The following is a 14,772-nucleotide window of genomic DNA, read 5'->3' as shown; positions in this document are numbered from 1 at the left end:
ATCAGTGTGGGTGCCTCCGACGTCGATGCCAATCTGGACCGGCGTACAGAATCGTTCCTGCACGGGTGATTTCCTCTCGTTCACGAATGGTGTGCGTGTGCAGGACTAGTGCGCACTTCGGCCTAGATAGAGATCTTCGATCAGGGGGTCGTCCTGCAGGGCGCTGGGCGTGCCACTGAGCTCGACTCCACCGCGCACCATGACGTGCACTTCACTGCTCTCAGTCATCGCAATCTTCACGTTCTGCTCAGTCATGAGTACTCCGATGCCCATGTGTCCCAAGCGACGCACGACATCGATCACTCCACGAATGGCGACAGGTGACAGGCCGATCGAAGGCTCATCCATCAGCAAGTAGCGAGGTCGGGCAGCGATGGCCCGCGCCATGCTCACGAGTTGCTTCTGCCCTCCGGAGAGTGATCCTCCCTCACGGTCGGCGAAATCGGCGAGCAACGGGAAGCTCTCTGCGAGCTCGTCGTAGACGCCTTTGTCGGACTTCTTTGTTCCGAGGAGCACCTGTTCACGCACAGTGAGTTCGGGGAACACTCCCCGCGCATCTGGCACGAAGCTGATGCCCCGGCGGGCTCGCACATGAGACGACGAGTGAGTACAGCGGGTGCCATCGACAACGACGTCACCGCCATGCGAGATGAGACCAAGGATTGCCGACATAAGGCTCGTCTTGCCCGCTCCATTGGGGCCGATCACTGAGATGATCTCGCCGGGTTTCACCACCAAGCTCACCCCACGCACCGCAGTGATCGGGCCGTAGCTCACTGTGACGTTGTTGATTTCCAACGGCATGCGATCCTCAATTCCCCATGTACGCGGTCACGACGGCCGGGTCGCGCAACACGGCGTCTGTCTCACCGTCGGCGAGTACGGCACCTTTATCCATCACGATCGTGCGAGTCGAGATTTGGCGCACGAATTCCAGGTCGTGCTCGACGACAAGGAACCCACGGTTGTGCTCAACTGCCCATGCCATGATCATGTCGCCGATGCGCCTGCGCTCGCCGTCGGTGAGACCTGCGGTCGCTTCATCAAGCATGACAACGCGGTCACCGCCGATGACGGCCATCACAATGCCGACGAGCCGGCGGTAGAGAAAGCTCAGTTGGTCGACGGGAACATCAAGGTGCTCTTCGAGGCCGGCCGACCGAACGAGCTGCATGTGCACAGGCTCGAGCACGCGTCGACGCAAGAGCTTGCCGTGGAGCGCGGCGACGCTGAGATGCTCGCGCGCAGTGATTCCCGTCGCGAAGGCGACTCGCTGAAACGCCCTACCCAGTCCCATTCGCGACCGCCCGAAGATTGTTTCGCGCGTGAGGTCGATGCCGTCGAGCAGGATCGCGCCCCCGGACTGCGGCACGAAACCCGACACGGCGTTGATGACGGTCGACTTGCCGGCCCCGTTGGGTCCGATCAGGCCGACGATCTCACCCGGGTTCACATGACCACTGAAGTCGTTAACAGCCTTCGTTCCACCGAAGGTCACTGTGATGTTCTGAATGCTGAGGACTGGTGCGATCGTCGACGGCAAGTTCATTTCTGTGCCTCCTTCGCGGCGTCGGGCACGGGGGCATCAGAGGTGGGAGGCTGCGTGGCCCGTTTTCCCGGATACATGCGTCGCATGAGTTTGGCTATCTCCGGCACGATCCCAAAGGGAGCGACAAGGATGGCGAGCAACAGGAGCGCGCCCGCGACGATCTGGTCTACGACCGCCGAGAGGTTGAAGAAGGCAGGAATGACCGCGACGATCAGAACCCCGACTACGGTGCCGGTACGAGTGCGCATCCCCCCGACGATCACAATCGACAGCGGAATAATGAGGTATTGGAATCCGAAGACGTCAGGGCTGATGAACCGGGTGGACTGCGCGAAGAATGCACCGACGAGACCCGCCATGAGCCCGGAGACGACGGTGACGACCAGCCGAAGCCGACGCACGTTGACACCACTCACGAGAGCAAGTTCCCGGTCTTCCCGCGCCAGTTCAAGGACCACCCCAGGCGTCGAAGACTTCAGCAAGGAGTAGGCCACAAGCAGCAGCACGAAGATGGTGCCGGCGTAGATCGTCTGCGTCGAGAAGCGCAGAATGTCGGGAATGACCGGCCACCCTTCTACCCCCGGGATGCCCGCGGTACCTCCGAGCTGCGCGTTCGCCCGCACGATGACAGCGAGAATCATGGTGAATGCGAACGTCACGACCGAGAAGTAGATCCCAGAAAGCCGAAACGTGAGGAGGGCCATGACGGCAGCAACGATGCCCCCTAATGCGATCGCCCCCAGCGTCGCGACGAGCCAGTTGGTGCCCGCACTCGTCAGCACGGCATACGTGTAACCCCCCGCGCCAAAGAGTGCCGCGTGTCCGAGACTCAGTTCACCGAGGAGGCCGAAAACGACCTGGAACGACACAGCCAGCGCGCCCATGATGAGCGCGAACTGCAAGGTCGGAAGGAGCGACGCAGGCGCGGTGAACGCCAGGGTGACAACGAGGCCCAAGCCAACGACCGCGAGGACGGGAATGCGCACGGTCAGATTTCTCATGCTGAGGTCCTTGTGTTGAACAGGCCACGCGGGAAGAACACGAGCGCCACGATGAGGAGCACGTAGATCACTGCCGGGGTATACGCGCCCGTGAGGTTGACGCTCAAGAGCACTTCTGAGATCCCGATGACGAAGCCGACGATGAGAGCTCCCCAGAGTTGCCCGAGACCGGCGAGCGCCGCGATCGCGAATGCCTTGAGGAAGAAGTGCTGGCCAGCGAAAACAGTGGGAACAATGTTCGCGGCGACGAGAGCGCCTATCGCCGCGGCGATGACGACACCGACGAGTACAGCGACGATGTACGTGCCCCTCACGTTGACTCCTGAGACGCCCGCAAGGTTTGGCTCCTGGGCAACCGCTCGAATCTCCGCGCCCCGCCTCGTCCGCTTCATGAAGAGCACGAGGGCGAGGGTCACAAGCGGAGCAAGCACGACGATGAGCAGCTGCTGCAGGGTCACATGGGTTCCGAGAAGCCGCAATACGGTCTGCGAAAGAGGCGTATCGACGAGTACCGGATTGGTGCCGAAATACATGAGGCCAAGATTGACCAGGATCACGTCAATCGCGAGCGTACCGATGATGACCGCGTCTGGATCGGCCACCAACCGTATGATCACGAACCGAGCGATGATGAACCCGATGACCCCGACCAACAGAACAGCCACCACTACGGCAAGCGAATTGCCGGCCAGCGAGGCATTGAGTCCTCCGAACGACGCGACGATCATCGCGCCGAGCATGTACATCGTTCCGTACGAGAAGTTGATGATTCTCGAAATACCGATGGTGTAGGTGAGCCCGACCGCCGCGAGGGCGTAAGCCCCCCCGACGATCAGACCCTGCAGCAGCTGACCAGTCACTCGACCGACACGATCTCGCCGCCCACCACCTGCACCGCGATCTGCGGAGCGACCGCTTGGCCGCTAGCAGAAAACGAGATGACACCCTGCGGCATGTCCCAGTCGTTCTCGAGAATCGCCTGGTAAACCTCGCCAGCGTCGCGCGTACCAGCCATCGCGGCCGCAGCGTGGTAAAGCTTCACAGAGCTGTACTCGATGAGTCCTTGGATCGAAACGTTCGTGTCGACGCACTCTGCATGATCCGGTGCGTAGGCCTCGAAGTCCTCGCGCATCTGCGTCGACGCGTCGTTCTGCACAGACATGTTCCACGAGTCAAACCCGTATACGCCTTCGAGATCCGCACCGCCGGCATCCACGAGCGGCGCGTTCAGAATGGAGAGTCCGAGAGCAAGCGGAACATCCGTTCCGGTCCGCGTGTACTCACGGATAAACGCGAGCTGCTTGTCGAATCCCGCGATCGGCAAGAAGAACGCGTCGGGGTCGGTCGCGAGCAACGCGTCAATCTGCGAGGCGAACGTGACCTCGTCGAACGGCACGGACTGGACTGACACCTCGACGTCAGTACCGAGAGCGTCGGTCGCTCCCTTCGCCATCTCTTGCGAGTACTCAATGTCTTGCGTGAGCATCGCTACCTTCGAGACGTCGAACTCGTCGAGCAAGAACTGTGCCGCAAACGCACCTGCAACGGAGGTGTCGGGCTGCAGTCGAGCCACCCGCGCGCCGCTCGTGAGAATTGACAGCGCCTGCGAGGTGCCTGCAGTCGTGATCGCGCCGGCATCGGCGAAAATGGGCAGCTGGGCGGCGACCTCCGAGGTCGTCGGACCACCTTGGAAGAAGACGATGCCTTCACTGGTCAGTTCACCTGCGACACGCGCAGCTTCAGCGGGATCGGCCTTGCTGTCTTCGATGAAGAGCTCGACCTCCTCACCAGGGTTGGTAGCCAGAGCGTTCAAAGCGTCGCGAGCGACCAGTGCGCCACACGCCTGTGCTTGTCCGATGGACGCAGTCGGGCCAGTCAGCGGCGCAACCACACCAATCTGAAGCGGCATTAGCTCGCCGTCCCCTTCAGTGCTGACACTCTGGTTGCAGGCAGCAAGGGGCAAAGTCATTGCAGTGACGGCCAGTCCGACAGCCGCAGTGCGGGTCCAACGCTTCATTTCACACTCACCTTTCCGGTCGGCTGAATGAACGGCCGCCAGCTGTGGAGCCAACATTCGGCGCGCGCGTCGCGCCGCCGTACACGGGCTCTGAATCGACATTGATCCTCTCCGGGAGTGGAGATTCTTTTAATCCTGAACCATATACTTCAGACACTGATTGTCAAGGACTAGCGCCGAAAATGTGATCGGTCGTTTGTGCTTGAAGCGATTGCGAGTTCGAATCGATGGTCGACAAACCGGACCCTAGGCTGGTGATGTCGCGAGGCAGTGAGGGCTGTCGAGGGAGGGCCAAAGGCGCATCGGGCCCGCACTGCAGTGCGTCGAGCTCACCGCATTCTTCTCATCGCCGTGAAGCGGACGATGACTTCTCTCGCAGTTCGGCGGCACCGAGTCCCTCGTCGGCCCCCTCGAGCGGTAGACAATCGTGCGGGGTCGGGAAGTGGCGTGCAGTGAGCGGGCGTGAGGGGCAGTCTCACAAGGACTCAGCCCATCGGTTCGCTTTTATTCAACCTTGAAGTACAGTAAGCGCCAGCATAGGGCGAGACGACCGTCGTCACAGCGTGCCCACGACCGATGGAGGGACCCATGAAGTTTCTCGACGACCGCTCCCCCTCTCAACGGCTGCTGATGGTAGTCGTGCTCATGCCGATCGCCGTCATCGTGGCTGGCGCTGTCGTATGGCTCGCCACGCTCGTTCGCGAGATCCCCGCAGTAGAGTCGTTTATCCTTCGGTACCCCGGAGAACTAGAGTTGCCCGAGGGCACCCGTGAAGGCATCCCCCCGTGGGTCGGCATCACTCACTTCGTGAACATGCTGTTCATGTTGCTCATCATCCGGACCGGTTGGCAAATCCGCACCGGGGCGAAACCCGACTCGTACTGGACCCGAAACAACGCTGGTCCGCTGCGCACGAAGTACCCACCGACCAAGATCTCCTTGACCCTGTGGACCCACCTCGTGCTGGATGTGCTGTGGATCACCAACGGAATCGTCTACATCGTGCTGTTGCTGGTCAGTGGGCATTGGGCGCGGGTGATTCCCACCAGCTGGGAGGTTTTCCCGCACTCGATCTCGGTGGCGCTGCAGTACGCATCGTTCGATTGGCCGTCAGAAAACGGTTGGATCAACTACAACTCGCTCCAGGTCCTCGCCTACTTCGTCACGATTTTCGTTGCGGCGCCGCTCGCCATCGTCACCGGCGTTCGCATGTCGCCCGCCTGGAGTCCTCGTTTTCGAGCGCTAGAACGCATCTACCCGGTGACGCTCGCGCGGGTCGTGCACTTTCCGGTCATGCTCTACTTTGTGGCTTTCACGGTGGCTCACGTCACCCTCGTGCTCGCGACGGGGGCTCTCCGCAATCTCAATCACATGTACGCCAGTCGTGACGAGGTCTCGTGGGTGGGCGCGCTGATCTTCGCAGGCTCACTCATGATCATGGCGACGTGCTGGTTACTCTTGCGCCCGATGCTTCTGCGACCGGTCGCGTTGCTCGGTGGGCAAGTCACCAAGCGATAGGACAGAGCGAAGATTGCGCTACTGCCCCCCTTCAAAGCGCAGGGCATCTGCATAGGTCGGCATATGCGCTGTGAGCCCGCCGTCCACGACGAGCGCATGGCCTGTTATGAAGCGTGCGGCATCACTCGCCAAGAATGCGACCACGTCGGCAACCTCTTGCGGGCCAGCGTGAAGCGGAAGCAATTGGTGCCGTGTCAAGAGCTCTCGCTTCGCGGGGGGTAGCCCCGTGCCGGCGGCGCGATTGACATCGATGAGCCCAGGGATGATGGCATTGCAGCGAATGGATTGTCGGCCATATTGAGTGGCCACGGACTTAGTGAGTTGAACGACGGCAGCCTTGGCTGCGCCATATGCAGTGAGACCGAGGTCGCCGAGAAGTCCCGACGCCGACGCGGTGTTGATGATGCTGCCACCCCCTCGGTGAACCATGGCGGGGATTGCATGCTTGCAACCGAACATCTGCCCGCGAAGGTTGACCTCGAAGGTGTCGTCCCAGTGACGAGAGTCTGCGCGTGTCACGGAGCCGTCGTCGCGCACCAGATGCATGGCAGCCGCATTATTGTGCATGATGTCGAGGCCGCCCCATCGGGCGAGAGCGGCGGCGACTGCAGCGGAGACTTGTGCTTCGTCGCGCACGTCGCACCCAATCGAAAGGGCGTCTCCACCAGCCTCTCTGATCTCCTCTGCCCGCCTCTCGACTGTCTCTGCCGCAATGTCTGCAAGCAGAACGCTCGCGCCCAGTCGGGCGAGGGTTGCAGCGCTCGCCGCGCCAATTCCCGTGGCCGCTCCCATGACGAGCGCGATCTTGCCTTCTAGATTTGCCATGCCACGATGGTACGGTAGTGCCCTGTCATTTAGATTCAAACCATCGAGGCAAGTTCTTCATGAGATAAGTCTTCTTCCCTATCTCTAGTGGGCGAAAAGACCAGTTGAGCATTAAGTTCAGACTTGAAATGCTTTGCCTCTCAGTGCAGAATCAGGTGTGTCGCTAGGCCATCCGGTCGGCCTGCGTGACGCGAAACAAAGGAGTTTTCGTGACGATCTTTCGCACTGGCCACGTGGTCGGGCTTCAATGGTGAGCTCAGCATTCACGATCGGCGACCGGTTGCGCACCCACGCCACCGAGAGGCCGAATGACGTCCTGCTCGTCGACGCAGGGAACGATCGCACACTCACCTACGGCGAGGTCTACGGCCGCGTGCGCAGATTGGCGTCTGCGCTCCACGAACTGGGTGTGCGGAAGGGCGACCGGGTCGGAGCGATCTCTGTCGACAATTATCGGTTTGCTGAACTCCTGCTCGCGACGATGAGCATGGGTGCCACGATCGTGCCCATCAATCCGAGAGCAGTGCGACGCGAAGTCGAGACTTTTCTCGCAAAGTCGGAGGCGCGTTTGCTCTTCGCTGACGCTCGTAGCCTTGAGAATGTGCACGATATCGCCGACGTCCTCGGCTGTATTGGAGCGATCGTCGCCTTTGACCCAGACTCTCCGCTCCGTCCAGAGCCAGGCGGCGCCGACTTCTCTTATGACGCCCTGCTCGCCGAGGCACCTAACGGCCATGAGTGGCCTGACATCGAGGACTCCGACATTCTGCGACTGTCATTCACGAGCGGTACGACTGGCACACCGAAGGGCGTGCTTCAGAGTCATCTGATGCTCAAGCGACTCGCGATCCAATGCTCGATCGATCGAGAGTTCACCCGTCGCACATTTCACTACAACGGTTCTCCCCTTTTTCACGTGTCGGGTTTCTCGCACCTCTTGGCGGCGGTTGCCGTCGGCTTCCGCATACTTCTGATGCCCGCGTTCAAGCCATCGGAGCTCTTAGACTGGCTGAGCGACGGAGGGCTCACCGACGTATTTCTTGTGCCGACGATGGTGAGTAGCCTTCTCACGACCCCCGACATTGAAGGCCGCGACTACTCGCAGGTCAGGTCATTCGGCTACGGCGCTGCCCCTATGCCCCCCGCGCTGCTGCGTCGGGCCATGGATGTGTTCGGGTGCGACTTCCTTCAGTTGTTCGGAGCCAGCGAATGTGGAAGCCAGACGGTACTCGGCTGGGAAGAGCACCGTCGTGCCGTCGCAGGCGAGCACTGGCTCTTGGCTTCCATCGGAAAAGCGGCCTTCGACACGGAGGTAAGACTGTGCGACGACGACATGAACGATGTGCCTCCTGGCGAGATCGGAGAGATAGTGTCGCGCGGAGATGTGAACATGTCGGGCTACATGGACCTGCCGGTCGAGACGGCTCGGGTGATGATCGATGGCTGGTTTCGTAGCGGAGACATGGCTCGTCGTGACGACGACGGCTACCTCTATCTGATGGGCCGCAAGAAGGACCTCCTCATTCGTGGTGGGGAGAACATCTACCCGATCGACATTGAGAGCGTCCTGTTCGAGTTTCCCGGTGTTCGGGAGGCTGCTGTTGTCGGCTATCCGGACGAACACTGGGGTGAGATCGTCATGGCGTACCTGGTCGTGGATTGGCCGGAAGACCGCGAGGAAGACTTGCTCGCCTTCTGCCGCACCCATCTGGCCCCGCAGAAGATCCCCGTGCGCCTTGCCTATCTCGACACACTTCCCAAAACCTCCACCGGCAAGATCGACAAGGTCGCCATTCGCAGCATCCTCCACGAAGACCGAAAGGAATCGTCATGACCGCACTTTCCGCCCCCGCTCCCGCCACACTCGCAGACTGGGCCGTCCGCCGAGCAGTGCTCACTAACGCGCTCCTGGTGGTCGGTGGCGCTGCATTTACCGGGATACTCGCTCAAGTCTCGGTGCCTCTCTGGCCCGTACCTATCACCGGGCAGACCCTGGCGGTGCTGCTGGTCGGAACATCCCTCGGCGCAGCGCGGGGATCCCTCTCCCTCGCGGTGTACGCGCTCCTGGGCATGGCGGGCGTGCCGTGGTTCAGCGACCAGACGGGCGGATGGGGAGTCATCGTGGGGCCCACCGGAGGTTACATTCTCGGCTTCATCGCAGCGGCCGCGCTCACGGGCTGGCTCGCGGAACGTCGCTGGGACCGGCGGTGGTTCGGCGCTCTGGTGTCGTTGAGCGCAGGAACCGTCGTGGTGTTCGCCTTCGGACTCCCCTGGCTCGCGTTCAGTCTCGGCTTGAACCTCGAGCAGACTCTCCAGGCTGGTCTCTTTCCGTTCTTGATCGGCGGCGCCATCAAGGCCGTCATCGCTGCCGGTCTCATTCGAGGCGCCTGGACGCTCGCTGACCGCAGAGCCTCCTCGTGACCGACGCGCCGCTTCTCAGCTCGGGATGAGCCCGGCAAAGCTAGCGGTGAGCCCGCCATCCACCACGAGCACGTGCCCGGTCACATAGCCTGCGAGTGCGGACAGCAGAAAGAGCACAGGTCCTGCAACGTCGTCAGCAGTGCCCGTGCGCCCGAGTGGCACTACCTTGCGCCGTCTAGCTTGAACGGCTTCCGTGTCGATCTTGGCCCCGGATCCGCGGATACCAGTTCCGCTGACCAATCCCGGCGACACAGCATTGACTCGAATCCCCATCTGACCCCACTCGCTCGCGAGTTGCTGGGTGAGCGACACCACGCCCGCCTTCGAAACGCTGTACGCTCCGAGCCCGGCAAATGGGAATTGGGCTGCAATCGACGCCACATTGACTATCGATCCACCGCCGCGTAAGTGAGGCCGGGCGGCGCGCGCGCAATGCAGCATGGCGAGAAGATTAACGTCCATGGCAAGCTTCCACTCATCGAGAGTCATGTCGGTGAGCGTCGCGGTGCGATAAAGGCCCGCGTTGTTCACGAGACCGGTGAGTCCGCCGAAGTGATCGACAGTCCTATTCACGACGATCTCGGCGGTCGCGCGCTCGGAAATGTCGCCGGGCACCGCGAAGCCTCCGATCTCCGCGGCGACAGCCTGTGCTCTGGGGCCGTCGATATCATTTACTGCCACCGCCACCCCAGCTGCTGCGAGGGCACGCGCGATGCCCGCGCCGATGCCCGAGCCCGCTCCGGTCACGAGAACCTTTTCGCCGTGCATCGTCATTGTCATCGTCATCCGACCACCTCTAGTTTCGAGTCCAGGGCGTAGATTTCGCCGTCTGCCGTGATGCAGACGGGATTCAGATCGAGAGTCGCGATATCGGGACGACGTAACGACAGGTCAGCGACGTCCGCGACCAAGTCCTGCACCGCTCGAGCCGACGGACCGACGACGTGTGAGGCGACCAGTGAATGAATGTCTTCTGGCCCGAGCGGCGCGCTGGCGAAGTCCACCGCATCGCCGACGTGGGTTCCCCCGATACCGAACGACACAAGCGGACCATGCTCGCGACTGCGCACGAATCCGACGATCAGCTCGGTTTCGTGCTCGATCTGTTCATGCGCGCTCACTGGTGCGCCGGGAAACCGGCTGTGCAGGAATGCCAAGGCTGCATCGAGCTCGGCGCGACTGTTGATGTCGCGGATCACACCTCCGGCGGCGGCTCGGTGCGCGAGGGACTCCGCCTTCAGTACCAACGGAAGACCGATCTCCATCACCAGAGCGTCGATGTCCGTCTCCACGTCCATCGAACGAGGCCATTCGACTCGGACGCCCTCAAGAACAGCACGCGACTCGGCCCCGGTGATGAGCCGCACAGGCCCACGTTGCAGATCAGTGTGATCCGGACTGAGCGCGGGGGACGTGCGCCTGAACCGTGCCGCAAGCGCACGAGCTTTCGCGACACCTTCACGCGCACTGGTCGCCGTGACAACACCGTCCCACCGTTCGATTGGCGGAGCCCCTACGATCGCGGACAGGACGACTGCGCGACCGTGGCCCTGAGCGATGTCGACGAATGAACGCGCGACCGCGGTGTGCTGCGGCAGCTCGGCACGAGGGAGCCCCACTCCCGCGACATGAACAAGCACTGAGTAGCAGCTGTCCGTCGCATAAGACGTCACGATGTCCGCGAAGGCGGCGGCGTCGTTCATCACCGCCGCACCGAGGTCGTGGGGATTCCCGGCATGAGGAACGGCGGTTTCTGTTGCCTTCGAGGGAGTTTCGAGCGCGAGCCCGCCCCGTTGGGCGGCATCTGCCATCGCGACGGCTCCGCCGCCCGAAGTCGTCAAGACAGCGACGCCCCCAGGCTGGGGAATAGGGAGACCTGGCGTCGTCAGCGCTTCTATCGCCCACACCGCTTCCTCAAGGTCTCGACAAGCCAAGATGCCAGCCTGTCGTGCAACGCCCTCCACGATGCGTGCAGGTGTCGCGAGCGATCCGGTGTGCGAAGCCGCGGCAGAAGAACCTGCTTCTGATTGACCGCCCTGAACCAACACCAAGTTCTTGCCCCGCGACGCCGCGTCGGAACCGGCGACGCGGAGCAGCCGGACATCTGCGATCGACTCGGCATACAAGAGCACCGTCTCGATTCGGCTGTCCTCGAGAAGCCCTGCGACCAAGTCCGGATACCCGAGCACAGCCCCGTTGCCGTACGACACCGCGGTCGACACACCGATGTCGCGTGCCGCCAGAGCGGCAACCACACCGGACAGCATGCCGCCGCTTTGCATGACCAACCCCACCGGTCCACGTGAGACAGAGGGCAGCGGACCGGCGTACCCGAAAAACCCGTCCTCGAGCGACATCAGTCCCATGCAGTTCGGGCCGAGAACTGGCACCTCTGTGCTCGTGGACCAAGCACGAAGAGCCTCTTCTTCGTCGGGCGAGAAGTCCGAACTGATGACGACCACTGCTTCGATGGGCGCCCGCGTGCTTTCGAGAACCGGCACGCAATGACGCGCCGGAATCGCCATGTAGACCATTCCTGGTTCATCGACGAGATCGAGGGAACGCGCCGTGGGTCGACCCCTCACCTCAGTTCGCGAATGGCTTACTAGATGAATGGGCTTACCGAACCGAAATGCGCCAGAAGTCAGGTTGGTCAGTAGCGCATCGGCGAAGAAGGACTCGGGGGATGCGCCGACGATGGTGACAGCAGACGGCGAGCGCAGCGCCGCGAGCCCCTGTCGCTGCGCCGGGCGCTCAGGAATGGTCATTGCCGGCGGAAGTCGAAGAGCTGGTACGCGACAGCGGGGTCGAGAGTTGCGTTCATGTCGGTCACGACGCGCCGGTTCAAGACACGCTTCGTGAACGCAAGGACGTCGGCTGATCGCCTGAGTAGACGCGCGATGAGGTCATCGACGGCGGCATCCAGCTCTGCGAGTGGCACGGCGGTGTTGATCATGCCTGTCGCCGCGAGCTCGGCACCTGTGTACTCCTCAGACAAGAAGAAGTACTCCTTCACCTTCGGCGGCGACATGAACTGAGAAACGAAAGAGAGCGCGCCATCGCCCGGTACGAGACTGTAGTGCGGCCCCACCGGCTCGTTCCCGTGGGTGGGCATCGTTTCCCCGAGCGCGAGGTGCATGTCACAGATCTTCGCGTCCTCGCGAGCAACCACGAGGTCGGAGTTGAACATGAGGCTCTGGCCGAATCCCATCGCATCGCCGTTGACCTTTGAGATGACAACTTTCTCCATCTCGGCGACGGCCTGGTGGGCACGGATGATGCCAGTAAAGCGCTCCCACTCGCCTCTCGGGCTTCCGAGTCGGCCGTTCTGTGATCCGCTCCGATAGTTGTCGGTGGGAGGAGGAACAAGAAACTCGCCGTCCTCTTCTCCGGTCAGCACGACGATGCGAATGTCGTCATCGAGTCGCAACTCCGAGAGCGCTCTGCCCATCTCGTGGTGGATTTCGGCGTATGGCACGAGATTCATTGATACGCGGAGCGGCTTCATTCTCACCGTGGCAACCCCGCCAGTGCGTGCGATCGAGATGGCGCGATACTCGGACACGATACATTTTCCTTTACTGTTGAATCTTCTGTCCTAGCCTAGCGTCTCCTCTCTGTAGAATTGAACTTGTCATCATCATCAGGAGTTGTTACAGTATTGAAATACTTAGCTGCAAAGGGGTGAATCCGTGAAGATCGTCGTCCTTCTCAAACAGGTACCCGACACCTGGGGCGAACGCCGACTCGACCTCGAGACGGGATGGCTCGATCGTGCCGCCAGTGAGGCAGTCATCGATGAGTCGGGCGAGCGCGCGCTCGAGTTGGCGCTGGCATACCGCGATGCCAAGAACGCCGCAGAGATCACCGTCATGACGATGGGACCTCGACAAGCTGCTGATGTCCTGCGCAAGGGTCTGGCCATGGGCGCCGACCGCGCCGTGCACATCCTGGATGATGCCCTGGCTGGCTCAGACCTCAGCTGGACCTCATTGGTGCTGGCCACCGCGATCAAGCGAGAAGGTTTCGATCTCGTCATCGCTGGTAACGAATCAACAGACGGGCGCGGCGGTGTCATTCCGGCAATGCTCGCGGAGCGGCTGGGGGTCGCCGGTCTTGGGTACCTGAATGTTGCCGAACTCTCTGACCTCGAGGTTCGTGGGGAACGGGCGACGGAGTACGGAACGGCTGACGTGCACGCCGCCCTCCCCGCTGTGATCTCCGTCACTGAGCGAGCACCGGAGGCTCGGTTCCCAAGCTTCCGGGGAATCATGCAAGCCAAGAAGAAGCCTCTCGAAGTTCGACACCTCGCCGACCTCGGCCTGAACGAGACCGCTCGGGCCGTCTCGGTGATTCTGAATACGGCAGAGCGGCCAGCACGCGACTCTGGCCGCAAGATCGTAGACGATGGCACCGCCGGTCAGCAGATTGCGGATTTCCTCGTCGAAACCAAGCTGATCTGACGCTGGAGGTTTGTCACATGGCTCACGCCCTCGCTCTCATTGAGACCCTGCCGTCCGGGGCGATCGCCCCCTCGGCCTCGACCACGCTCAGAGCCGCCGCAGCCGTAGGGGATCCCGTCGCGGTGATCGCCTTGCGGCCGGGTGCCGGTGACGAGCTGGCCGACGAGCTCGGCAGCCTCGGCGCTCGAGTGGTGTTCATAGCAGAGATAGACAGTGCTCTATCCACCGTTACAACCCCAGCACTCGCAGCCCTCGCCGCTGCCACTGAGCGCTACTCACCGGCAGCCGTCTTCGCGCCGAACTCGACGGATGGTCGCGAAGCGGCGGCGCGCCTGGCGGTGCGGACGGGTGGCGCGCTGGCTGTGGATGTGGTCGGCGTGCAGGGCGGTGAGCGGATCAGGCTTGCTCACTCGGTGTTCGGCGGTGCGTTCGACGTCGAATCGACGGTCGAGGGCGGCCTGGTAGTCGCCACCGTGCGGATCGGTAGCATTGACTCAGAGGCACCAGCCACGTCTGCAGAAGTTGTTCGAATGGCTGTCACCGAACAGTCGCCAGCTGGCGTGATCGACGGTGTTTCCGAGTTGCCCTCCACCACGAATCGCCCCGACCTGCGCAGCGCGCCGCGGGTGGTGGCGGGTGGCCGTGGCATCGGCTCTGCCGAGAATTTTGCTCTTGTTGAGGAACTCGCTAATTCTCTCGGAGCGGCGGTGGGCGCGTCACGAGCCGCGGTCGATGCCGGCTTCGTTCCTCAGTCGTATCAGGTCGGCCAAACCGGCACCATCGTGTCACCACAGCTCTATGTCGCCCTAGGTATCTCCGGTGCCATTCAGCACCTGGCGGGCATGCAGACGGCCAAGACAATCATCGCCATCAACAAAGATGAGAATGCGCCAATTTTCGACATCGCAGACCTCAGTGTCGTCGGCGATGTGTTCACGGTGGTGCCCCAACTGATCGAGGCCATCAATCGGCGCTGAG

General features: G+C 62.0%; 14 protein-coding genes. 5 read left to right on the top strand and 9 right to left on the bottom strand.

The features are described from left to right. Positions 1-105: 105 nt before the first annotated feature. Genes KL788_RS10415 through KL788_RS10395 form a run of 5 tightly spaced genes read right to left on the bottom strand, consistent with a single transcriptional unit; the run spans position 106 to position 4,669 of the window. Positions 106-804, bottom strand: a complete 699-nt coding sequence (locus KL788_RS10415; protein ID WP_293171100.1) for an ABC transporter ATP-binding protein — start codon at positions 802-804, stop codon at positions 106-108. 7 nt (positions 805-811) lie between these two features. After that, positions 812-1,549, bottom strand: coding sequence for an ABC transporter ATP-binding protein (locus KL788_RS10410; RefSeq protein ID WP_293171097.1), 738 nt, complete (start codon positions 1,547-1,549; stop codon positions 812-814). Next, positions 1,546-2,550, bottom strand: a complete 1,005-nt coding sequence (locus tag KL788_RS10405; RefSeq protein WP_293171094.1) for a branched-chain amino acid ABC transporter permease — start codon at positions 2,548-2,550, stop codon at positions 1,546-1,548. Before KL788_RS10405 ends, KL788_RS10410 begins: the two co-directional genes overlap by 4 nt. After that, on the bottom strand, positions 2,547-3,410 hold the full coding sequence (locus tag KL788_RS10400; RefSeq protein WP_293171091.1) for a branched-chain amino acid ABC transporter permease: 864 nt from the start codon (positions 3,408-3,410) through the stop codon (positions 2,547-2,549). Before KL788_RS10400 ends, KL788_RS10405 begins: the two co-directional genes overlap by 4 nt. Then, on the bottom strand, positions 3,407-4,669 hold the full coding sequence (locus tag KL788_RS10395) for an ABC transporter substrate-binding protein (RefSeq protein WP_293171088.1): 1,263 nt from the start codon (positions 4,667-4,669) through the stop codon (positions 3,407-3,409). Before KL788_RS10395 ends, KL788_RS10400 begins: the two co-directional genes overlap by 4 nt. A 486-nt stretch (positions 4,670-5,155) precedes the next feature. Between KL788_RS10395 and KL788_RS10390 the strand changes: the two genes are divergently transcribed. Then, positions 5,156-6,085, top strand: coding sequence for a cytochrome b/b6 domain-containing protein (locus KL788_RS10390; RefSeq protein ID WP_293171085.1), 930 nt, complete (start codon positions 5,156-5,158; stop codon positions 6,083-6,085). Between the two features lie 18 nt (positions 6,086-6,103). Here KL788_RS10390 and KL788_RS10385 read toward each other — a convergent pair whose 3' ends face one another. Further along, positions 6,104-6,910: an SDR family NAD(P)-dependent oxidoreductase gene (locus KL788_RS10385; RefSeq protein ID WP_293171082.1), complete on the bottom strand. Its 807-nt coding sequence runs from the start codon at positions 6,908-6,910 to the stop codon at positions 6,104-6,106. Positions 6,911-7,067: 157 nt separating this feature from the next. On the opposite strand from KL788_RS10385, the gene KL788_RS10380 reads away from it, so the two are divergent. Then, positions 7,068-8,744: a class I adenylate-forming enzyme family protein gene (locus KL788_RS10380; protein WP_293171079.1), complete on the top strand. Its 1,677-nt coding sequence runs from the start codon at positions 7,068-7,070 to the stop codon at positions 8,742-8,744. Continuing rightward, positions 8,741-9,331, top strand: coding sequence for a biotin transporter BioY (locus KL788_RS10375; RefSeq protein ID WP_293171076.1), 591 nt, complete (start codon positions 8,741-8,743; stop codon positions 9,329-9,331). The genes KL788_RS10380 and KL788_RS10375 overlap by 4 nt, the downstream gene beginning before the upstream one ends. 15 nt (positions 9,332-9,346) lie before the next feature. Here the strand turns inward: KL788_RS10375 and KL788_RS10370 are convergent, their stop codons facing one another. The 3 genes from KL788_RS10370 to KL788_RS10360 are packed head-to-tail and all read right to left on the bottom strand — an operon-like array spanning position 9,347 to position 12,896. Beyond that, positions 9,347-10,117, bottom strand: a complete 771-nt coding sequence (locus KL788_RS10370; RefSeq protein WP_293171073.1) for an SDR family NAD(P)-dependent oxidoreductase — start codon at positions 10,115-10,117, stop codon at positions 9,347-9,349. Beyond that, positions 10,114-12,099: an acetate--CoA ligase family protein gene (locus KL788_RS10365; protein ID WP_293171070.1), complete on the bottom strand. Its 1,986-nt coding sequence runs from the start codon at positions 12,097-12,099 to the stop codon at positions 10,114-10,116. The genes KL788_RS10370 and KL788_RS10365 overlap by 4 nt, the downstream gene beginning before the upstream one ends. Then, complete coding sequence (locus KL788_RS10360; protein WP_293171067.1) at positions 12,096-12,896, bottom strand: enoyl-CoA hydratase/isomerase family protein; 801 nt, start codon at positions 12,894-12,896, stop codon at positions 12,096-12,098. The genes KL788_RS10365 and KL788_RS10360 overlap by 4 nt, the downstream gene beginning before the upstream one ends. A gap of 127 nt (positions 12,897-13,023) precedes the next feature. Between KL788_RS10360 and KL788_RS10355 the strand changes: the two genes are divergently transcribed. Then, on the top strand, positions 13,024-13,794 hold the full coding sequence (locus tag KL788_RS10355) for an electron transfer flavoprotein subunit beta/FixA family protein (protein ID WP_293171064.1): 771 nt from the start codon (positions 13,024-13,026) through the stop codon (positions 13,792-13,794). 17 nt (positions 13,795-13,811) lie between these two features. Next, positions 13,812-14,771 carry an electron transfer flavoprotein subunit alpha/FixB family protein gene (locus tag KL788_RS10350; RefSeq protein ID WP_293171061.1) on the top strand — a complete coding sequence of 320 codons (960 nt, stop codon included), beginning with the start codon at positions 13,812-13,814 and terminating at the stop codon, positions 14,769-14,771. Position 14,772: the final 1 nt, after the last annotated feature.

This window comes from Microcella sp. (genome assembly GCF_019739195.1).
GTDB lineage: Bacteria > Actinomycetota > Actinomycetes > Actinomycetales > Microbacteriaceae > Microcella.
This window is presented reverse-complemented; position numbering and strand designations above follow the sequence as displayed.

Bases quoted from the DNA above. Each gene is read 5' to 3' on its own strand.
- KL788_RS10390 (WP_293171085.1), top strand. From the start codon at position 5,156: ATGAAGTTTCTCGACGACCGCTCCCCCTCTCAACGGCTGCTGATGGTA.
- KL788_RS10370 (WP_293171073.1), bottom strand. From the start codon at position 10,117: ATGACGATGACAATGACGATGCACGGCGAAAAGGTTCTCGTGACCGGA.
- KL788_RS10350 (WP_293171061.1), top strand. From the start codon at position 13,812: ATGGCTCACGCCCTCGCTCTCATTGAGACCCTGCCGTCCGGGGCGATC.
- KL788_RS10405 (WP_293171094.1), bottom strand. From the start codon at position 2,550: ATGAGAAATCTGACCGTGCGCATTCCCGTCCTCGCGGTCGTTGGCTTG.
- KL788_RS10375 (WP_293171076.1), top strand. From the start codon at position 8,741: ATGACCGCACTTTCCGCCCCCGCTCCCGCCACACTCGCAGACTGGGCC.
- KL788_RS10385 (WP_293171082.1), bottom strand. From the start codon at position 6,910: ATGGCAAATCTAGAAGGCAAGATCGCGCTCGTCATGGGAGCGGCCACG.
- KL788_RS10365 (WP_293171070.1), bottom strand. From the start codon at position 12,099: ATGACCATTCCTGAGCGCCCGGCGCAGCGACAGGGGCTCGCGGCGCTG.
- KL788_RS10395 (WP_293171088.1), bottom strand. From the start codon at position 4,669: ATGTCGATTCAGAGCCCGTGTACGGCGGCGCGACGCGCGCGCCGAATG.
- KL788_RS10410 (WP_293171097.1), bottom strand. From the start codon at position 1,549: ATGAACTTGCCGTCGACGATCGCACCAGTCCTCAGCATTCAGAACATC.
- KL788_RS10415 (WP_293171100.1), bottom strand. From the start codon at position 804: ATGCCGTTGGAAATCAACAACGTCACAGTGAGCTACGGCCCGATCACT.